Source organism: Ruegeria sp. CDSA079 (genome assembly GCF_059612245.1).
Map to the genome: position 1 here is coordinate 1 of NZ_JBXWQF010000025.1, position 21,351 is coordinate 21,351.

Below are 21,351 nucleotides of genomic sequence, written 5' to 3' on the forward strand. Positions count from 1 at the left end.
TAGATGCCCGAAAGTCTTCCTGTCAGCCATCGCACTCGCCGCACTCGTCATCTATTGGCTATGAGTCCTGAGCCTAGGGCACGGCGCGTCAATTCATCGAAGGTAGAGTGTGAGGCGGCCAGCTTAGCGAATTGTTTGAAAGAACAGAGTCCGGGCAAGGGGTGGCCCTTTCAAATCATATGCGTAAGTTCGATGCCAGCGTTGCCGCCTCAGAAGCGAAAGCCTTGAACCTCAGCATGGGTCTCATCCATTCTGCGGGAACGGTCGCATTGTCCTTTTTGTCGCCGCGCTGCTTCCGCAATGGCACAAGAGTACCGCGCGCGCCATCAGTTCAACGTGGTGTGATCCACTGCGACGCCGTATCGAACACTAGAAAGCACTGCATACAGGATCACATCCTTTGGACATTGCGCACCTTTGAAGGAAATCATGAACAGGCTCTCGGCTGAATTGTATCAACGTCCTCTCACTGTCTGCCTTCGCGTGCATCAATGGGAACAAGTTTGCAATAGATCTGACTTCAATTCATATGAAACCCGCAGCCGGGCAGGTCGCACCATTCCGACAACAGCTTGGCGATTTGTAAAATCGGATCTCCTTCTTCGAGATCCTCCGAGCGCAACACCGCGTGCCAGGGCACGGAAATCCCGTCCTGAGTAACCTGGGCACCAACGATGCGACCTTCTTTCAATGCGGATTGAAGCGCCCAGTTGGACAACACGCTTGTGCCCAGATCCGAGGCAACCAGTTCGACAATCGCCTCGGGCAGTTCAACGGTTGCGGCCCATTTCGGGTAGCTGTCCGTGGGGCGAAACAACAGCGCAAATTCCCGGTCTGGTTCGGGGATCTTGGTATAGGTGATGAAAGGCTCGCCTACGATATCAGAACCTTCCACATACGGGCGATCTGCCAGACGATGTGACGGCGGCATAATGTAAAGCAGAGGATCGTCAAACAGTTTGATGCTGCTGAGCCCGGCCTGCGACACCTTGCCTGAGGTAATCGCAATGTCCAGATGCCGGTTCAAAAGCCCGGTCAGCGGATCACTGCGCGCACCCGCCATGATCTGAATATCGATCCCGTCGGTGCGCGATTTCATAAATTTGATGAAGGAGGGCAGCCAGCGATAGTTGCTGTAGGCTTCGACCGACAGGCGCACCACATGCTGCACATTGGCATTCATGCGCCGCACGTCCTCTTCCGCGCGGCTCAGATCGGTGAGGATGCGTTCTGCCACGATTGCCATGTAATCCGCCGCCGGTGTCCGGCGCAGTTTCTTGTGCATTCGGGTGAACAGGGGCACATCCAGCCGACGTTCGGCCTCGCGCAGGCGATGCGACAGGGCCGATGGTGTGACCCCCAGTTTCTTGGCGGCATCGGTGATCCGACCGGTTTCGTTTATAGCCTGGATCAGTTGCAGATGCCGTAGATCGAGCAGCGGTTTCATGTGTTTTAGCCTGAATGAAATTCACGAAAACCAAAAAACTTCGAAATTGAAATTCAGTCAATAAAAAGGTGAAGTTCCGGCAGATTTTCATTTGGAGCATCCCCATGAACGTTGACGCCCGACGCGCGATCGAACAGGACAAGGCGCACCACGTCCATCCTCAGTCGAACCTGCGCCAACATGCCCAAGACGGCCCGACGATGATCACGCATGGTAAAGGGGTGTTCATTTACGACAGCGAAGGGCGTGAGATCATCGACGGGTTTTCCGGCCTGGGCTGTGTATCATTGGGCTATCACAACGAACGATTGTCGAATGCCGCCAAGCGACAGATGGATGTGCTGCCTTTTGCTCCGACATTCTACAACCGCTCACACCCGCGGGTGGCCGAGCTGGGTGAACGTCTGATCGGCATGGCGCCGGGCAAAATGAACCGGGTGATGTTCCAGTGTTCGGGGTCCGAGGCAAACGACACTGCAATCAAGCTGCTGTGGTACACCAACACAGCCCGTGGCGAGCCGCAGCGTCGCAAGATCATTGGCCGGGTGCGGGGCTATCACGGCAATACGGTGGCGACGGTGTCCCTGTCGGGGCAACCGCACATGCATGCCAAGTTCGGCCTGCCGCTGCCCGAGTTCAAGCACGCCGAGCTGCCGAACTATTACCGTTTCCATATCGACGGCGAGAGTGAAGAAGAGTTTTCGGCCCGGATGGCGGCGAATTTCGAAAAGCTGATCCTGGCGGAAGGTCCGGAAACCGTGGCGGCCTTTTTTGCCGAACCGGCCATCTCGGGTGGCGGGGCGCTGATGCCGCCTGAAGGCTACTGGAGGGAAATGCAGTCGGTACTGCGCAAGTATGACATCAAGTTCCTGGCCGATGAGGTCGTGTGCGGTTTTGGCCGAACCGGCAATATGTGGGGGTCACAGACCTGGGGGCTGGAGCCTGACATGATCTCTTGCGCCAAGGCGCTGTCCGCTGCGTTCTTCCCGATCTCGGCCCTTATGTTCAAGGATGAGATGTATGCCGACATGATGAAGAACTCGGACGAGGTTGGCACCTTTGGCCATGGATATACTTATGCCGGTCACCCGGTTGGCGCTGCCGTCGGTCTAGAGGCACTGGATATTTACGATGAAATCGATCTGGTGGGTCACGTCCGCGCGGTTTCGGCCCGGTTCCTCGAAAAATGCCACTCGATGGCCGATCACCCGCTGGTGGCCGAAGTGCGCGGCGTCGGTCTGTTCTGCGGCTTCGAGCTGATGAAGGATGCAAAATCCCGTGAACCGTTCGATCCCTCTTGGAAAGTGGGTGAGCTTGTGCAGAACTTTGCCCATGATCGGGGTCTGTACCTGAGGGCGATTGGCGACCGGATGAGCTTTATGCCGCCGCTGATCATCAACGAAGATGAGATTGATATTGCCACTGAACGTTTCAAGGGCGCCTTGGATGACGCCTGGGCAGTGGTTCGCGCGAAGATCTGATTGAATTGGGGTCGGGTTCAAGCTTTCATCCGATCCCAGCGCCGCTGTTACCCCCTCAGGCGGCGCGCATTTTTGAAACCGCGGTTCGCCAAGGAGAACAGGGATGACGACATACTTGGAACCGAAACTGCCCGATGTGGGTTTGGCCGGTAGTTACATCAACGGTGCCTGGCATTGGCCCGAAGGGCGGCTGGTGGTCGAAAACCCCTCGCGCCGCACCCCGATCTGCGAGGTTGGTCGCGGCACGTCAACCGAGGTCGATTTGGCTGTCGCCGCCGCTCGTGCCGCGCTGCCGACGTGGCGCGCCTTGGCGGCGAGTGAGCGTGGCAAACGTCTCACAGAGCTCGGCCGTCGCCTGGAAGAGAACGCCGAAGAAGTGGCTCGCGTATTGGCGGCGGAAAGTGGCAACGCGATCAAGACCCAATCACGGGGCGAAGCGATGGGGGCTGCCGGGGTTCTTAAGTATTACGGTGGCGTCGCGGTCGAACAAAAAGGGGAAACCCTGCCACTTGGTCCGGGTCTATTCAGTTACTCCACCCGAGAACCACATGGTGTTGTGGGTTCGATCATTCCGTGGAACTCGCCCCTCCAGTTGGGCGCTGTAAAAATCTCTATGGCATTGGCAACCGGAAACTGTCTGGTGTTGAAACCGGCTGAAGATGCGCCACTGGCGATTCTGAAATTGGCTGAACTGGCGGATGGACTGTTTCCACCGGGCGTCTTCAATGTTGTGACGGGGCTGGGCGAAGAGGCAGGCGCGGCGCTGGCTTCGCACCCCGATGTAGACAAGGTGTCCTTTACCGGTTCAAGCGAGGTCGGCAAGCTGATTGGCAAGGCCACTTCTGATCGCATTGCCAAGCTGACGCTGGAACTGGGGGGAAAGTCACCTACGATCGTGTTCCCGGACGCCATTTCCGAGGGCCGTCTGGACAGCACCGCGCAGCAAGTGGCTAACGCCATGCGCTTTGCTCGTCAGGGTCAAAGCTGCACCGCCGGATCGCGCCTGTTTGTGCATAAGGACATCTGGGATGAGCTCATGCCCAAAGTGGCCGAAAAATCGGCGGCTTTGAACGTCGGCGATGCACTGGATCCGGATGTGGATATGGGCGCGGTGGTAAACGCGGAACGCTACGGCGAAATACGTGCCTATGTGGCCGAGGCTGAAGCAGAAGGGGCGACCTTCCTGATCGGAGAAACGCCTGTCGAAGACCCCTCAAGGTTCTGCCCCAACCCGACAATCATCACTGGTGTCGACAACGATTGGCGCATTGCTCGGGAAGAGGTGTTCGGCCCTGTCATGGTGGCCATTCCCTTCGAGACGGAAGAAGAAGTCATCACCATGGCAAATGACACTCATTACGGGTTGGCAGCGTTCCTGTTCACTCATGACGTAAGCCGCATTACGCGCCTGACGCGCGCCATTGATGCGGGTTGGATACAGGTCAATCAGGGCGGTGGTCAGATTCCCGGCATGTCTTATGGCGGCACCAAGCAATCGGGTATGGGCAGCGAATACTCCATCGAAGGCGCATTGGAAGCCTACACCTACCGCAAATGTGTCACCATCAACATTGAGGACGGCGCGTGAGCACGGACCGGTTCGGTAACGCCATCGATCCAAGCGTGGGATACGCCCGCGGCGCGCTGTTGCAAAGTTCAGCCGATGAGGTGCGCAGGTTGGCACAGGCGGGCCGTGTTGCTGCGGATTTCGTGGCACGCGAAGGTATCGACAAGGTCGCCATTTGCACGGGAAACTTGCGGTTCTATCCAGCAACGCCGGACGATTTGAACCTGTTGTGCGAAGAATGGATCGGTCCGGGCCTGTTTGGTGAAGAACTGCGCCAGGCCGCAATCGTTCATCTGGGCGGGCAGGGGCACGAGGCAGCAGCGGTGGTGAACCGTACAAGTGCCGGGATCGTTGCCACCATACTGGCGCATTCAGCAGTCAGGCCGGTGTTGTCTCTGGTGGCACACGGCGACCGGAGCCATGCCTCGGTTCTGCGCGGGGCGCGGCTTGCCAATGTGCAGGTGCGCGAAGTGCACGACCTGGACGCGATGCACCAGGCGCTGGCCATGGACAGCCCGGCGCTTTTCGTAATCACGCCCGTCACCTCGGAACTGTCCATGCTGAGCGATGACCTGATCCGCGATGCAGTGGCGGCGGGGAACAAGGCGGGCTGTGTCACGTTCCTTGATGACGCTTACGGTGCGCGATTCCGTCCGGTGCTGCATGGCGGTGGGGATTCGCTTTCCTTTGGGGCGGATCTGGTGATCACCAATGCCGACAAAGCGGGGCTGTCCGGTCCCCGTGCGGGGGTTCTTTGTGGCGATCCGGCAGTGTTGATCCCAGTGCAGGCCAAGGCCAGCGAATTGGGGATGGAGGCACGCGCGCCCGTTGCGGTTGGTGCAATGCGCAGTCTTCAGGGGTTCGCTCCGGATCTGTTGTTACAAGAAGCGCAAGACGGACAAGACCTGGCCGACGCGCTTGAATCTGCGCTGGGCGTTGGTCGCGTGTCTCGCTCGGCGCTGGGACCCAAGATAGACGAACAGGACGCGATGGACATTGTCCTGGGCATGGCTGACTCAGAAAAGACCGATGTTGTGCCTGCCGAAGTGACGGCCGCCATTGGCATGTTTATGCTGCGGGACAAAGGGATTGTAACCGTTAACACTCATGGACAGCCGGGAGGGCGCGTTTCAATCCGATTGAAGCCAACGTCCGGCGCTGTGGCTCGTGTCGGAGGTGCGATGGCTGTGACCGACACTCTCTTGTCGGCAATGCGCCAGACAGCGAACCACCTGAACGACAAGGCTTGGTTTGCAGCAACGTTGTTTGGAGAAACGTGAATGGCTGACAAGGCTCTGATCACTCGGTTGGACAATCGGCTGGATCAGTTGGTGAATATCGATATGGGCGAACGCGGCGTCGAGCACCTGTTCGAGGCCGCACGCGTGCTTGAAGGTCAGTCGTTGATCGGCGCGGCGGCGGACACGTTGATGGCAGTGCCCGAGGGCGGGACCGTGGTGATAACGACCGGTTCGGTTTCGCGCGCCTGGATCACACCTGATCTGGGCGAAAATGACGGCCCCTCGGGCGCGGCGGCCATTGCGCGGGCGCTGGTACTGGGGCGTAACGTGACCTGCGTCTTGCTGTGCGAAGACACTTTGCTGCCGGCGATCCGCAACACCTGCCAGGCTGCGGGATTGTTTCCTGTGACATTGGAACAAGCATCTATTGCCAAGGCGGACAAAAGCCTCGCCACGATCGTCATGCTGCCCTATGTCACGGATGACGTCGGGGGACAGGCGCAGGCTAAAACCCTGATGGATGAGCTGAACCCCGATCTGTTGTTTTCGACAGAGCGGGTCGGGCGCAACGAATTCGGCGTCTATCATTCGATGCGTGGTATTGACTATGGAATGGGTCGCGCCCGCGTTGATCTACTGTTTGATCTGGCATTGAAGCGTGGCGTTCCTGTTGTCGCCGTTGGCGACGGCGGCAATGAGATCGGCATGGGCAAGGTCGCCGACCACGTGAAGGCGCATGTGCCCTATGGTGACGCTTGCCAATGTGGCTGCGGTGGTGGGATCGGCGCTGTGACCAGTTGTGACGTGCTAGTGACTGCCGCCTGTTCCAACTGGGGCTGCACCGCAATTGCAGCCGCCATGGCCGCCCGGGCAAGCAATGCCAAACTGCTGCACACACCCGACCGCGAGGCCTTGCTGCTTGACACCATGGTCGCCAACGGTCTGATCAATTCAACCCACGGAATCGTCGACGACAACGTCGACGGGTTCACCCGTCAAAGCCACATCGCGGTGGCCGAGCTCTGCCGCTCGATCGTAAGCCGTGCGATCTGAACATTTACAGGAAGACCCATGATCCAAGACAACCCCGCCCTTATCGACGCAATCCGCGACCGTTTCGCTCATGTCGACAGCTGCCCATTTCAAGGCGAACGGATCTTTTTCGAAAATGCCGGTGGCGCGCTGACGCTGAAATCCGTTGCTGAAACTTCGGCCTTTTACGCCGCGATTCCAGACAATCCCGGTCGGATCAACCCGGCGGGGCAGGGCACTCAGAACGTGATCAACAAGGCCAAGCAGGATCTGGCCGTTTTTATGAATGTCACCAGCGGACAGTTCTTTGCCGGGGAAAGCGGGACGGAACTGTTGTTCCGGATGATCCGCACCGCGTGTTTGGCTGCGCCAAACGGGGCCAAGGTGATCGGGTCGTCCATCGAACACCCCGCCACTCGCAGCGCCGCGCGCCGTTGGGCAAAGATCGCGGGTCTGGACTATGTGAACGTGCCCCATGACAATGATACCGGGTTGGTGACTGCCGAGGATTATGCGGGGTTGATGAGCCCGGACGTTGCAGTGGCCACGATCCTTCATGCGTCGCCCGTTACAGGAATGGGCATGGATGTGGCAGCGATTTCAGCCGCCATTCGCGCCGTCGCGCCGGAATGCCTGATCATCGTTGATGGCATTCAGCACGCGGCACACGGACAGCTTGATCTTGATAGGTACAATGTCGATGGCTACGCGATCTCTCCGTACAAAGTTTTTTCGCGCCATGGGTATGGAATAGCCTGGATCTCGGACAGGCTGAGCGCGCTGCCGCACGACATGTTGATCGACGCGCCCGCCACCGGTTGGGAGTTTGGAACCCGTGACGCTGGGTCGTACGCAACCGTTTCGGACGTGGTGTCTTATTTCGACTGGCTGGGCGGAGAGGTTTCGGGTGAAGCCGACCCCCGCGCGCGCATCGAGGCTGCGGGCCGTGCCATCCACTCCTATGAGACCCACCTGACCAATACTGCCATCAACGGCACGGGCAATCTGCCGGGCCTGCGGGACATGGATCACGTGACCATTCTGGCAGGGGCCGACAACCCCGCGCGCGAAGGGCTGGTGTCTATTGTGATCAACGGCAAAGCCTCGGAAGATGTGGTTGAGGTGTTGAACCAACAGGGTATCCGCACCCACACGCGCAAAGCGGATCACTACTCGGGCAATGTTCTGACACCGTTGGAGTTGTCCGATTGTATTCGCATCTCGTTTTGTCACTACAACACGGAACAGGAAATCGCGCGCCTTCTTGCCGCAATCAATGAGATGGGCGGGGACGGCTGACCACGCGGTCATAGTGTTTGGTCAAACCGTCTGAGGATGCGCGGTGGTTACCCGCGCATCCGGGCATTGTCCGGATCGTAAAGCGGTCGCAGGCTGGCCTGTGCCATTACAGCGCGCCCAGCCACCTTCACCTGATAGTTGCGCCCGGCAAGAGCTTTCATCGTCATGCCTTCGGGCCGCGAGACATAGCCCATGCCAATGGCACCACCGACGCTCCAGCCGTAGCTTGCCGACGTCAACCGCCCGACGATTTGCCCGTCACACAGGATCGGTTCCTTGCCGAAGACCAGAGCATTTGGGTCGTCCAGCCGGAAAGACAACAAGCGGTTCGCAGGGCCGGTCGATTTGTGAGTTTCGATCGCCGCTTTGCCGGTAAACTCGGTAGTGAAATCGCAAGCAAAAGTCAGGCCGCTGTCCACCGGGCTGTCATGTGGGCCGATGTCGTGGCCCCAGTGGCGGAAGCCCTTTTCGATCCGGCAGCTATCTACGGCCATTCCGCCGCACAGGCGTGGCGCATCAGGCGCAGCCATGATCGTTTCAAACACCTGCTGTGCGAATTCGGCAGGGATGTGCAACTCCCAACCCAATTCGCCGACATAGGTAATCCGTTGTGCGCGGACCGGCGCATGACCAACATGCAATGCCTGCCACGAGCCAAATGGGAAGACGACATTTGACAGGTCGGCATCGGTCAGCCCGGCCAGGAAGTTCCGCGCGCGCGGACCCATCAGGGCCAGCGTGGCCTCGGATGACGTGATATTGACCACTGAAACTGCTGTGTCCGCCAGTTGCGTTTTCAGCCAGTATTCGGTTTGCGGTTCAGCCCCGGCAGAAGACATGACCATGTAGCGGGTCGCATTCAGGCGCGCGACGGTCACATCTGCTTCGATCCCGCCTTGCGGGTTGAACATATGGGTATAGACCAGAGTACCCGGAGCAACGGCTATATTCGCCCCACAAAGCCGCTGCATCTGCGCCTCGGCATCTTGCCCGTCCACGATGAACCGGCCAAAGGTCAGATCGATGCAGCCCAGATCGGTGCGCAGCGCTTGATGTTCGGCCTGCCAGTCGTCGAACCAGGGCTCGCGTCCGAACCCGTCCGTCATCTCACGCCCATAGAAGAGGGGCCGTTCCCAGCCATTGGCGCTGCCGAATTGCGCGCCCGCGTCGCGTAGATGGGTGTAATAAGGCGTCCGGCGCAAGCCCCGCGCCTGTGTTTTGCGCAGATAGGGCCAGTGCATCGCATAGGCGTGACTGAGCGTTTCGGCCGCCTTAGTTGCGGTATAGCTGCGGGCGTTCAGGCCGGGTATAATGCGACGGCTGTCGACATCTGTCAGGTCCATGGTCATGTGGCCCGCCATGATCCATTCAGCCAGGGCTTTGCCCGCGCCGGGGCCGTTCTGGATGCCGGTCGAATTGAAACCGGCAGCAACCCAATACCCTGTCACATCTGTGATTGGACCGAGGTAATGTTTGGCATCCGGTGTGAAGCATTCCGGCCCGTTGAAGAACTTGCGAATGCCGCTTTCCGCCAAGGCCGGAACCCTCTCCATTGCGGCCTCCAAGATGGGATAGAGGTGTTCTTCATCGCAGGGCAGCTCATCAAATTCGAACGCCTCGGGCAGGCCGTCCTTGGGCAGCCACGGGGTCGCGTTGGGCTCGGAACAGCCGATCAGCAGCTTGCCTGCGTCTTCTTTGTAATAGGCGTATTCATCCATTACCCGCAGGACGGGCAGATCACCGGTCACGCCCTCAATCGGGTCAGTCACAACGTAGTAATGGTTTGTGTAGTGCAGCGGGATCTGCACACTGTGGGACATTCCAAACTCACGCGCCCACATGCCGGTGGCATTGACCACATGCTCGGCGCGCACCAGCCCTTCTTCGGTTTCCACACCAACAGCACGGCCACCTTCGATGACGACGCGTTCGACCTTGGTGTCTTCAAAAATCTGCGCGCCGTTCGCCCGCGCGCCTTTGGCCAGCGCCATGGTGGTGTCGATCGGGTTGGTATAGCCGTCACCGGGGAACCAGAACGCCCCCTTGGCGCCTTCGGTCGATAACATAGGCCAGCGCTCCTGCGCCACGGTCAGGCTGATCTCTTCGGCGCGCAGGCCACAGCCATGGGCATAATCGACCTTGCGGCGCAGTTCCTCCATGCGTGCCTCGGTCAGCGCCACGGTCATCGAGCCGTTGCGCTTGAAACCGGTATTCTGCCCGGTCTCATCCTCAAGACGTTCCATCAGGTCGAGGCCGTATTTCGCCAGCGCCGACATGACCGGCACGCCTTGGGTTTCGCTGACCAGACCTGCGGCGTGCCATGTCGTTCCGCTTGTCAGTTTCTTGCGCTCGAACAGGGCGACGGACCAACCTGCTTTGGCGAGGTGATACGCAGTGGCACAGCCGACGATCCCACCGCCAATGATGGCGACCTGTACGTCGGTCGGAAGGGATTTTGCCATGGTTCTTATCCCCGCAACCGGTCGTTTTCGGGATCGTAGAACGGAACGGTCGCCACAGTCGCTTTCACAGGCACGCCAAGCACTTCGATATCAAACACATCTCCGGGTTTGGCGGGCACAGTCAAATAGCCAAGCGCCACCCTCTTGCCGATGCGGAACCCCGTACCGCCCGAGCTGACGTAACCGACCGGTTGACCATCCCGGCAAATCGGGTCCGAGGACAGCGCATCCGCGCCGTGACCGTCCAGCACAAAGGCGGTGAAATGGTAATCCTTCGGCAGTTCGGCTTGCGCCAGAAACGCCTCGCGCCCGACAAAACTGTCTTTCTTCTTGCTGACGAAACGATCCAGACCCGCATCGAACGCGGTGTATTCGATACCAAAATCCGCGCCCCAGCCGTGATAGCCCTTTTCCAGCCGCATGGCGTTCAGCCCGTAAGAGCCAAATTCGACAATGCCGTGATCCGCGCCTTCATCCACGACGGCGGTGTAGACCCGGACCAGATCGGCGCTGCGCATATGCAGTTCCCAGCCCAATTCGCCCACATAGGACACGCGCATGGCAATCACCGGTGCGCCTGCAATGGTGATTTCCCGCACCGACATCCACGGCGCGTTGTCCTTGGACAGATCGTCCTGGGTCAGCGGTTGCAATACGTCACGGGATTTCGGTCCCATAACCATCAAGGCGGCGTCAAAATCAGAGCCGCGGGTCAGGGTCACGCCCTCGTCCGGCAGGTGCTTCGACAGCCAGTCATGGTCGCGCTGATCGGCCAGAGTGGGACCGCAGAGCAGGTATTTGTTCTCATCCAGCCGCGCAATCGTGGCCTCGGACCAGATCTTGCCCTTGGGCGTCAGCATATAGGACAGCTTGACCCGGCCTACGGTCGGCATCACGCCGCAAAAAACATGATTGAGGAATTCGGTGGCTTTTGGCCCCTCGACCTCGTACCGGGTGAAACCGCCGTGATCCATCACGCCGACACGGTCGCGCACGCCTTCGCATTCAGCTTTGACCGCATCGTGCCAGACTTCGTGATGGAAACTGAGCTGGCCGTCATCCTTAATCTGATCTGTCTGGAACCAGAAGGCCCGTTCCCAACCCGCAATTTGCCCAAACACTGCACCTTTACCCTTAAGCGTATCGTAGAGCGGGGTGGTTTGCACTGGACGACCTGATTTCCACAAACGATGCGGGTAGGGGATTGCGTATTGGTGTTCGTAAAGCTCACTGGACCGTTTGACGGTATAGTCGAACGTCGCCCATTCCTCGCCAAAACGGCGGGGGTCCCAGAAGGACATATCCCACTCGGTTTCGCCCTCGGTGATCCACTCGGTCAGGGTTTTCGCCGCTGCCGCCGAATGGGTGATGCCCACCGGGAAACAGCAGGCATGGTAGAAGTTCGGCAAGCCGAAGGCGGGCCCACAAAGTGGCGCGCCATCCGGGCTGTAGGGGATGGGGCCGTTCACGAACCGGCTGACCCCGGCCTCACCCAGCAGTGGCACATGTTCCAGCGCGGCCTCAAGGATCTCGGCAATGTCATCGACACTGTCGGGATAGAGCTGGTTGGCGAAGCAATCAGGCATTCCGTCCAGCCAGGCGGGGCGGCCTTCGTGGCCGTAAGAGCCCAGCAGCAGCCCGTTCCGCTCGCGCCGCAGATAGTACATGATGTCCGGGTCGCGGATGAGGGGGAAATTGTCCGGGTTAGCCTCAAGATCGGGCAGGCTTTCGGTGACCAGATATTGATGCTCCAGCGTCACCACTGGCAGTTTCTGCCCGACCATCTCGCCAACCTGACGGCCGTAATAGCCCCCAGCGTTGATCACGACATCGCAAACCACGTTGCCCTTGTCAGTCTGCACCACCCACTCACCCGAGGCGCGGCGTTGGATGCCGGTGACCTTGGTGAACCGCGCAATCTGTGCACCCCGATCGCGCGCGCCCTTTGCCAATGCCTGTGTCAGCTGCGACGGGTCCACGTCACCCTCGTAGGGGTCGAAGATGCCGCCGATGATGCTGTCGCCCGAACTAAAGTAAGGGTGCATGTCATCCATCTCTGACGGGGTCAGCATCGCCATGTCATAGCCCAGCCCATTGGAAATGCCGACCAGATGCCGGAACAGATCCATCCGTTCCGGTGTATGGGCAGGCCAGAACGCGCCTGTGTGGCGATACGTGATCGGATAGTCGACCTCTGTCGCCAGATCCTTATACAGCCGCCAGGCATAGTTGCCCGCGCGCATCCCGCCCCAGCTGTTGGCATAGGTCGGGATATTGCCCGCCGCGTGCCAGGTCGATCCGCTGGTCAGTTCGTTCTTTTCGATCAAAAGCGTATCGGTCACACCGGCTTTGGCCAGATGATAAAGGGTCGAGACACCAACCGCGCCGCCCCCGATGATCACAACTTTGGCATGGCTTTTCATGTGCTTAGTCTTTCAGATGGATGGGCAGGCGGGCGCGCAGGGCGGCTTCGATTTCGGTTGTCAGGTGCGAGGGCGCAGGTTGTGCTTCGATTTCGTCAACGCGGGCTATGGCGCGGTCCCAAACAGTTTGAGCGCCGCTTTCAAGCCAGTCACTGACACTTTGACGGTCGCCGAGCGACGGGTAGACATATTCCTTGGTCATCAGGTCCAGAGTCTGAGCCGTGCCAAGGAAATGACCCTCTCCCGTTACGACCTGTTCGATCATGTCCAGATCAATCGAGCCTTCGAACATTTCGACCCCACGGACCGAGCGCAGGATGGCGCCGCACATGTCGTTGTCGATGACCAGTGCCTCTTTGCTGGCTGCCATGATCGAGCCGAGCATACCAACAGACAGGTTGATCATATCGGCCCCAGCCTGCGCCGCCAGCGCGATGGTATATCCCTTTTCGTAGCCCGATTGAGCGTCTGCCGTCTTGGCGTCGGTCATTCCCGCTGAAACGGTCGACGGCAGGCGAAGGTTCAACAGCAGCTGTGCGGCGGCAGCGTTGGCCACCGCAGCTTCACCCGAACCGCCGGTCATCGCTCCGGTACGCAGATCGGAAATAAAGGGCAGAAAGGCCAGAATACAGGGAAAGCCCGGCTGCATCATGTTGACCAGCACCAGACCGGCGAGCGATTCCGCCAGCCCCTGCGCCAGAGCTCCAGCCAGCGCCGCCGGGCTTGTGGCCCCAGCCTGCGCTGCGGAACAGATTTGCAGTGGCATTCCCAAACGCACGCATTCACGCATCACCCCGCAGGCTTCCTCGGCCAGCGTCAGCGGTGGCACCACGTGACAGACGGATGCAAAACAAAAGGGCTGTGCCTTGAACGCGCCCTCGCCGCCCAAAGCTGCGTCGAACATCTCGATCACAGGGGTCACGTTGGCGGGCTCGAAAAAGCTAGTGCCGATAGGCTTCGAAGTCGCCTTCATCGCGGCAAAGGCGGTGTTGATATCCAGCGAAAGCGGGTCTTCCAGATCCCTTGCCACTACGGGACGCAGGGAATAGTGGATGTTGTCGCAAGCATCGACAATACGCATCAGGTTGTACAAGTCCTGCAATGTGCTGTCGCGGAATGTGTTTGTGGTGGCGTCGAGCACCTGTACCGCTGCGCCGCCCGTACCGATATGGACGCGACCGCCTCCAATCTCGATCCCGCGATCCCGGGTGAAACCGGGCAGCTCGACCCGCTTGCACGCGCCAGCGATCATGTCCTCAACCAATGCGCGTGAAAAGGTGATGCGCCCGTCGGCCCGCTCTGTTGCGCCGTTCTCCAACGCCAACATACGGATGTCGTTGGGTGCTCCTGATACGCCAATCCGTTCCAGAATATCAAAGGCCGTATCAGTGATATGGGCCAGTTCGCCTTGATTCAGTGGCATGAACCGCCCGCCGATGGGCGGAATAGTCATTTGTGGCGTTGCGGAGTTGGAAGCCCGTCTTGATCGTGTTCGCCGCATGAGCGCGTTCCTGATAAGGTGTTTTCCCGCGCATCTTAGAAAGGGCTTTATTGTAGCTCAATTCCATTATTAGCTGATTTTCGTGAATGAAATTCACTCACCAACACTGCATGACTCACACACACAATCGCCAACGATGTCATGCATACTAAGGGGCGGAGCCACCCCCAGAAACATTAGGCTCGCGGCGTCGACTTGACCACGCCACGTTCAACCCAATCATCGAACAGTGCCAGCACGGTATCACAGAACGCGGTATCGTTGATATGGGCGTCCAGTTCGGTCATTGGCACCTGATCGGGCATCACGTGGCGGGCTTCGTCGATCATTTCGGCCAAGGCCTGTGGGTCATACGCCTCTTCGCCTTCCTTGTCCCAAGATTCGATGCCCTGTAGCGGCAAGAAGAAATGTACAGGCCCCTTGGCCGCGCCCAGCCTATTGGCGAGTTCCCGAATCCAGGCACGCCGTTCAGCCCCGCTGAAGACCGAACTTTTGATCAGCCGGTTATGCTCATGGAATGGCCGGTCTGCATAGTGTTCGGGGATGTCCTGCCATCCCGCAAAATCCAGCAGATCCAGTGCGCCAGGGGCGACCATCTGCGGGATACCCATGCGCCCGGCATTGGTAACACGGTCTTCACCGCTGGACACGACCGAGCCCGCCATCAGGTTTCCGAATTCCTGCATGCAGAAATCCATCACACAGGCGAACGCGCCTTCGCTGGCCAGTTTTTCATAGGCCATGCCACCCATTCCTGTCGAATGGAACACCGCCACTTCAAACCCACGATCTTCCAGTGCTGGTTTGAGGGTCTTCATATAGCGCAGGCAGGATGACCCCAGACTGGTCATGCCAACCAGCGGCTTTCTGCGGTCCGGTGCGAAGGCCGCCTTTGCCGCGCCAACCACGGCGCCGGCCGCCTGACTGAGCGAGGACTGACAAATTGAATTCATACCGTAGAGCCCGCCAGCCCAAAGGATCATCTGAATATCAGGGGCCAGCCGATGTGGCGGGATAAGCGGTGAGAAGCTGACGGTTGAGACGATGTATTTCGGCACGCCCATCGGCAGCGCTTGTGCACAATCCAGCGCAAGATCGGTGCCCATTGTGCCTCCGGTAGCCAGCATCCCGTCAAACCGCCCGTCAGCATAGGCTTGCGCAACCACTTTGGCGGCCCCGGCAGACATGATGCGGAAGGCTTTGTTCTCGCCCCCTTGTGCGATGACCTCGTCAATTGTCATGCCACCAGCCGCGGCCACGTCATGCTTTGAGATGTCGGTCGGTACGGTGGGATCGCCCAGAACGGACACATCCATCGTCAACACATCGGCACCCTGCGCCCGGATTGCGTTTTCGATGAACCGCATTTCGGGTTCTTTGGTGTCATAGGTGCCGATCAACAGGATTGTTTTGTTGGTCATGTGTGCCTCCCTTACCCCAGCGATCAGAGCTTGATCCAGGCAGTTTTCAGATCGAAGTATTTTTCCAACGCGTGCAAAGACTTGTCGTGCCCATTGCCGGATTGGCGCACACCGCCAAGGGGTACAGTCAGGTCGGCCCCCCCATAAGTGTTCACATGTACCACCCCGGCGCGAACGCCCGCGACCATGCGATGTGCGCGGCCCAGGTTCGAGGTCCAAACTCCACCCGCCAACCCGTAAACTGTCGCATTGGCAAGACGGATCGCTTCTTCTTCATCCTTGAAGGGTGTTACAGCCAGAACCGGACCGAAGACTTCGTTTTGGAACAGGGTGTCGGTTTCCTTAACACCAGCCATCACCGTCGGGGCCATGTAGTACCCGCCGGTTTCGGTCAGGATGCGGGATCCGCCGGTGCGAAGATCGGCCCCTTCTGCCTGAGCTTTTGTGATAAATTCCAGATTGGACTCCAGCTCGGACAGGCTGTGAACCGCGCCGATCTGGCTGTTCAGGTCCAACGGATCGCCAACGCGAAAAGCTGCGGCGTGGCGGGTGATCTCGGACAAAAAATCCTCGTAGATCTGTTCCTGAACCAACAGGCGCGATCCGGCGACACAGACCTGGCCCGAGTTGCGGAAGATTCCAGCTGCCGAGACCTTGGCCGCTTCGGCCAGGTCCGGGGCATCAGCAAAGACGATGTTCGGGGATTTGCCGCCCAGTTCCAGATAACAGCGCTTTAGGTTGGACCGCGCGGAATATTCCAAAAGCCGCCGCCCTGTCGCACCGGACCCGGTGAAAACCAGAATGTCGACATCTATCGACAGCGCCAGCGCTTCACCCACAACCGAGCCGCGACCTGTCACCACGTTGAATACCCCGTCGGGCACCCCGGCCTCAGCCGCCAATTCGGCGATCTTCAACAGGCTGAGCGAGGCGCTTTCCGCCGGTTTCAGGACCACGGAGTTGCCTGCCGCCAGTGCCGGGGCAATTTTCCAGCTGCCGATCATCAGCGGAAAGTTCCATGGCACAATCGCGCCGACAACGCCCACAGGTGCGTGATGTATCAAACCCAGAACATCGTCGCCCGTGGGGGCGATCTGGCCGTACAGTTTGTCGATTGCCTCGGCATAATACCGGAAGGTTGCCGCGGCTGAGAGTGCTTCGGCTTTATAGGCCATGTTGATTTCGGTGCCGTTGTCGCGAACGCCCAGAACGGCAATCTCCAGCGCGCGGGCTTCGATCAGATCGGCTAGCTTCGACAGAACTTTCTTACGACCCGCAGGGGCCATTCGTGACCAGCGCCCATCTTCAAACGAAACCCGCGCAACGCGCACTGCCGCGTCGACATCCGCTGCACTGCCCTCGGCGATCAGCGCCAGAGGCTGACCGTTGATCGGGGAATACACCTGATGCTGAGCACCGTTTTCGCCATCCTGGAAGCGACCGTTTATGAAATGCCCGCGCGGTGCGATTTCCTGTGTGCGCAGCGCGTCAATCGAGGACTGATCCATGAAGCGTTATCCTTGCTGAGTAGTGTCTTCGTCGAGAACTGGTTGCGGTTTGACGCGGTCTTTGTGTTCCTGGATCAGCGAGCGAATGTGCAGCAGGATGATCCCCAGGATCATCACAAACAGGATCGCCGCGATGGGTCGGTCGATGAAATCAAGCGGTGATTTCACACGGGCCATAGCGCTGCGCAGCTTGACCTCCATGATGCCGCCCAGAACCATACCCAAAATGATGGGCACGATCGGCAGGTTCAGGCGTTTCAGGATCAGGCCGACAACGCCGAACCCGGCCGCAATCGCGCAGTCCGTGATCGAGTTTCGCAGGCTGTACACGCCTACAAAGGAGAGGGTCAGGATCATGATGCCAAGAAACCGGGTTGGGATCTGAATGAGCTTCAGCAGCAGGTTGGTCGAAAACAGCAGAAAGATCAGAACGACCACGTTGAGAAGGATCAGTGCCATGTACAGAGCCATGACAAAATCCATTTGTTCCGCAAATAGTTGCGGGCCGGGGATCACATTGTGGACGTAGAAAACCGACAGCATCATTGCCGTCAGCGCCTCACCCGGAATACCCAGCGCCAGAAGCGGGATCATTGCAGCCCCTGGCACGGCGTTGTTGGCCGCCTCGGATGCCACCAGACCTTCGGGTGATCCTTTGCCAAAAGCATCGGGATCTTTCGAGGTTTTCTGAGCGTAGGTGTAAGACAGGAACTGGGACGTAAATTCGCCGGTACCCGGCACCATACCCATCAGAACGCCCAGTGACGACGACACCGTAGCTATTCGTTTCAGGCCCAGAAGCTCTTTCAGGCCGGTAAATATGTTGCCACGAACATGTGCTTCGCCGGGAGCGTGTTCCTTGTCGACCAGCAAAAGCAGCGCCTGGCTGATGGCGAACAGGCCCAACACAACAACGATCAGATCGACGCCCGATGACAGCCAGGTTTGATCAAAGGTGAAACGCCGTGTGTATTTTACAGGCTCCAGCCCCACCGTGTTCAGGAAAATTCCAAAAAACGCCAGCATTGCGGCTGAAAAGGTCTGTCCGCGATGGGCGAGGATCACCAGTAAGACACCCATCAAGGCGGCCAGAAAAATCTCGCGACTGCCGAAATGCGGGGCAACCCATGCCAGAACGGGCGAGAGGACGATCAGGCAAAGGATCGAGAAAATACCACCAAAGAACGAAGCTGAATAGGCCAGTGACAAAGCCCTGTGCCCCTCGCCGCGTTTGGTCATGGGATAGCCGTCATAGGTGGTCAGGGCGTTAACCGCCGTGCCGGGAGTGTTGATCAGAATGGCCGGGATCGCGCCGCCATACATGGACGACCCGTAGATGCCCAGCAGAAGGGTCAGTCCAACGATGGGTTCGAAGGCAAACGTGGCTGGTAGCAGGATAGCGATGGCGACGGCGGCGCCCACGCCGGGCAATGCGCCAATGATGACGCCACCGACGGAACCGATGATCAGCGCCACCATGACCTGCCATTGGGCCAGAATTGCAAAGCCGGAAATCAGGTTGTCCATAGCGGCCTCACAGATAGGTCAGCGCAAAGGCGCGCAGCCCGTCGGGCAGGTATTCATAAATGCGACCCGCCGGGATGTTCACTTGCAGTAGCGCCCTAAAGACGATTGCGACCACAGCGCCAAAGACAAGTGCAATGCAAAAGGCACCCGGCAAACGAAACCCCAAGCGTACTGTCAGAAGGGCTGCAAACAGCATGGTCGAGGGCAGGTACCCAAGCCATGGAACCGCCACGACATAGATCAGGAAATAAACAACGTATTCGATAGACTTCAGCCAAAACGTGATCTCTCGCAAACGTCCGGGAATACGTGGCGACAGGAATGAGCTCAACAAATGCAGACCGCTGAACACTACCATGCCCCAGATCGCAATGGTTGGCCACAAAGCAGGTTGGGCAAACCACTTTGTCCGTTTGACGACCTGAGTCTCGGTGCCAAGCTGGCTGAGAAGGAACAGTGAGAACACGAAGAACATCGTGGCAAATACGATGTCACCAGGGCGTCGATAGCGCCGGAACATGTCTTGCAAAGTCTTTGCAATCATCGTGGCCTCCTGTTGGATGGAAAGAGGCCCGGCGGTGTTGAACTTGCCGGGCCCGTTCCGGTTTACTCGCCCAGGATCTCTTCGATCTTGGCGAACGAGGCTTTGTCTTGCTCGATCTGAGCATTGGAGGCATCGGGATCCTGCCAGTAAATCAGAGCCCCGGTTTCTTCAGCCAGTTGTTTGGCCTTGTCAGAGCTCAGCGCCTTTTGAGCAGCAGCCGAGATCTTTTCGCGGGCATCCGCTGGTGTGTCCTTATGGACAAACAAGCCGTTCCATAGGGCCAAAGGCAGATCCGGGTTCAGTTCCACGATTGTAGGTGTATCGGGCACCAGCGAAATCCGCTCACCGCCGATGCTGGCAAGAACGTTCACTTGATCCAGACAGGGCAGGATGAGTTGAAGCGTTGTGTTGATTACGTCAACATCGCCCGATGCCAGTGTGTTGCAGTCCAGCGCATCAAACGCCGCTTCGCTGGCAAAGTCGAACCCGCTGCTGACGGCAGCTGCAAAGGTCACTTGGGTGGGCGGCAGAACGGAACCGAAATGGCCAAGTGCGACGTCGTTTTCCTTGCCGTGTTCCGCTAGCTCCTCCCAGCTTGAGAAAGGCGCATCCTTGCTGGATGCGATAACGAACGGGTAGGTCAGGAAGATCCCGATCGGATCAAACGGGTTGGGGTTGAGCTCGGGGATTCCGATTTCGGGGCCAATGACCGGCACGCCGATGACAAAGGAACCGATGGTGTAGCCGTCCGCAGGGGCGGTTGCCACCTCGACGGCACCGGGGAACGGACCACCGCCGCCGCCGGGTTTGTTCACGACTGCGGCTGGCACGCCATACATGGCCTGAAATTCATCGGCGATCATCCGGGTCAGCACGTCCTCCAGATCGCCCGGCGGCCATGGCACTACAAAGCTGACCGGCTTTTCAGGGTACTCGGCCAGTGCAGCGGTTGCTGATGCCACAAAAGCCGCGGCTGTAAGAAATTTCTTCATTGACTCCTCCCATACGTGGTTCATTATTTGATCCGCGTTAACAATAATAATGTTGCTTTGTTAAGTTAGTTCTGTCAAGTATTCCCTGAGCGAGAGGACGTGAAACACATGGGTACTGCCCTTAATGCCCTAAAAATACTGGATTACTTTTCAAACGCGCGACCAGAAATCGGCCTGAGTCACATTGCGCGACTGTCCGGATTGAACAAGGCAACTGCGCTGCGCCACCTGCGTGCGCTTGAGGAATGCGGCCTGATCGAGCAGAACCCCATGACCAAGTCTTATGCCATTGGACCGGCAGCCTTGCGTCTGGCCGCGCTGCGCGAAATCGCCCGGCCCGGCATCGAAAGTGCGCGCCAGAAAATGCAGGTTGCGATGCAGAGCGTTGGTGAAAGCCTGCATCTGTCTCTGTTGGAAAAGACCGTGTTGCAAACCGCATTGGTGGTTGAAACAACGCGGCACAGCGTGCGCGTCAGCCTTGATCCCAGTGAAATTTTGCCGATCAATGCCACGGCTTCTGGCCTTTGTATGCTCAGCTTTGGCCCGACCAGTTTGATGGATCGTTTGGATCAGGACCAGCAGGTGCGGTTCACGGACGCCACGCTCACCGATCCTGATATTATCAAAGAGCGTGTAGCGCAGATCAGTGTCTCGGGTTGGGCCAACAGCAGCGGCAGCTACGAAGAGGGCGTCTTTGGATACGCAGCGCCGATTTTTGGCATCAATCAAGTCGCTCTGGGGACCATCGCAATTGCTGTGCCTGAAGGCCGCGCCACTGAAGACCGCCTGCCATCAATTCTGTCCGCTTTGCACGCTCTTTCGACTGACCTGACCGCAGATTTTGGCGGTCAGTTGCCCGACACCTTTCCAACCGAATTCCACCCGTGACCGAGGGTGAGCAACACT

General features: G+C 58.7%; 15 protein-coding genes and 1 pseudogene. 6 read left to right on the plus strand and 10 right to left on the minus strand.

The annotated features are described in order from the left end of the window. Window positions 1-221: 221 nt before the first annotated feature. A pseudogene (locus AC2FJZ_RS19435) lies at window positions 222-431 on the minus strand (IS6 family transposase); the annotation flags it as partial. 89 nt (window positions 432-520) lie between these two features. Beyond that, a complete protein-coding gene (locus AC2FJZ_RS19440; RefSeq protein ID WP_050604441.1) occupies window positions 521-1,447 on the minus strand; it encodes a LysR family transcriptional regulator in 927 nt (308 codons plus the stop codon). Window positions 1,448-1,551: 104 nt separating this feature from the next. On the opposite strand from AC2FJZ_RS19440, the gene AC2FJZ_RS19445 reads away from it, so the two are divergent. From AC2FJZ_RS19445 to AC2FJZ_RS19465, 5 genes are all read left to right on the plus strand, one after another. Beyond that, the gene (locus AC2FJZ_RS19445; RefSeq protein ID WP_496779700.1) at window positions 1,552-2,928 is read left to right on the plus strand and encodes an aminotransferase; all 1,377 of its coding nucleotides are present in this window, start codon (window positions 1,552-1,554) and stop codon (window positions 2,926-2,928) included. Between the two features lie 103 nt (window positions 2,929-3,031). Continuing rightward, window positions 3,032-4,516, plus strand: a complete 1,485-nt coding sequence (locus tag AC2FJZ_RS19450; RefSeq protein ID WP_496779702.1) for an aldehyde dehydrogenase family protein — start codon at window positions 3,032-3,034, stop codon at window positions 4,514-4,516. Beyond that, a complete protein-coding gene (locus AC2FJZ_RS19455) occupies window positions 4,513-5,775 on the plus strand; it encodes a PLP-dependent aminotransferase family protein (protein ID WP_496779703.1) in 1,263 nt (420 codons plus the stop codon). The genes AC2FJZ_RS19450 and AC2FJZ_RS19455 overlap by 4 nt, the downstream gene beginning before the upstream one ends. After that, a complete protein-coding gene (locus AC2FJZ_RS19460; RefSeq protein ID WP_496779705.1) occupies window positions 5,776-6,789 on the plus strand; it encodes a glutamate cyclase domain-containing protein in 1,014 nt (337 codons plus the stop codon). It abuts the gene before it with no gap. A gap of 18 nt (window positions 6,790-6,807) precedes the next feature. Then, complete coding sequence (locus tag AC2FJZ_RS19465; protein ID WP_496779707.1) at window positions 6,808-8,067, plus strand: aminotransferase class V-fold PLP-dependent enzyme; 1,260 nt, start codon at window positions 6,808-6,810, stop codon at window positions 8,065-8,067. A 47-nt stretch (window positions 8,068-8,114) separates the two neighbouring features. Here the strand turns inward: AC2FJZ_RS19465 and AC2FJZ_RS19470 are convergent, their stop codons facing one another. The 8 genes from AC2FJZ_RS19470 to AC2FJZ_RS19505 all read right to left on the minus strand — a co-directional run bounded on the left by AC2FJZ_RS19470 (window position 8,115) and on the right by AC2FJZ_RS19505 (window position 20,445). Continuing rightward, window positions 8,115-10,529 carry an FAD-dependent oxidoreductase gene (locus AC2FJZ_RS19470; protein WP_496779709.1) on the minus strand — a complete coding sequence of 805 codons (2,415 nt, stop codon included), beginning with the start codon at window positions 10,527-10,529 and terminating at the stop codon, window positions 8,115-8,117. Between the two features lie 5 nt (window positions 10,530-10,534). Next, complete coding sequence (locus tag AC2FJZ_RS19475) at window positions 10,535-12,952, minus strand: GcvT family protein (RefSeq protein ID WP_496779711.1); 2,418 nt, start codon at window positions 12,950-12,952, stop codon at window positions 10,535-10,537. Between the two features lie 4 nt (window positions 12,953-12,956). Then, window positions 12,957-14,453, minus strand: coding sequence for a trimethylamine methyltransferase family protein (locus AC2FJZ_RS19480; RefSeq protein WP_496779713.1), 1,497 nt, complete (start codon window positions 14,451-14,453; stop codon window positions 12,957-12,959). 176 nt (window positions 14,454-14,629) lie between these two features. Beyond that, the gene (locus AC2FJZ_RS19485; protein WP_496779715.1) at window positions 14,630-15,874 is read right to left on the minus strand and encodes a Tm-1-like ATP-binding domain-containing protein; all 1,245 of its coding nucleotides are present in this window, start codon (window positions 15,872-15,874) and stop codon (window positions 14,630-14,632) included. A 23-nt stretch (window positions 15,875-15,897) separates the two neighbouring features. Beyond that, on the minus strand, window positions 15,898-17,382 hold the full coding sequence (locus tag AC2FJZ_RS19490; protein WP_496779717.1) for an aldehyde dehydrogenase: 1,485 nt from the start codon (window positions 17,380-17,382) through the stop codon (window positions 15,898-15,900). A gap of 6 nt (window positions 17,383-17,388) precedes the next feature. Continuing rightward, complete coding sequence (locus AC2FJZ_RS19495) at window positions 17,389-18,909, minus strand: tripartite tricarboxylate transporter permease (protein WP_496673362.1); 1,521 nt, start codon at window positions 18,907-18,909, stop codon at window positions 17,389-17,391. A gap of 7 nt (window positions 18,910-18,916) precedes the next feature. Further along, window positions 18,917-19,453: a tripartite tricarboxylate transporter TctB family protein gene (locus tag AC2FJZ_RS19500; RefSeq protein WP_496779719.1), complete on the minus strand. Its 537-nt coding sequence runs from the start codon at window positions 19,451-19,453 to the stop codon at window positions 18,917-18,919. 62 nt (window positions 19,454-19,515) lie between these two features. Then, on the minus strand, window positions 19,516-20,445 hold the full coding sequence (locus AC2FJZ_RS19505; protein ID WP_496673357.1) for a tripartite tricarboxylate transporter substrate binding protein: 930 nt from the start codon (window positions 20,443-20,445) through the stop codon (window positions 19,516-19,518). 108 nt (window positions 20,446-20,553) lie between these two features. Between AC2FJZ_RS19505 and AC2FJZ_RS19510 the strand changes: the two genes are divergently transcribed. Then, window positions 20,554-21,333: an IclR family transcriptional regulator gene (locus tag AC2FJZ_RS19510; RefSeq protein ID WP_496673354.1), complete on the plus strand. Its 780-nt coding sequence runs from the start codon at window positions 20,554-20,556 to the stop codon at window positions 21,331-21,333. The last annotated feature ends 18 nt before the right edge of the window (window positions 21,334-21,351 follow it).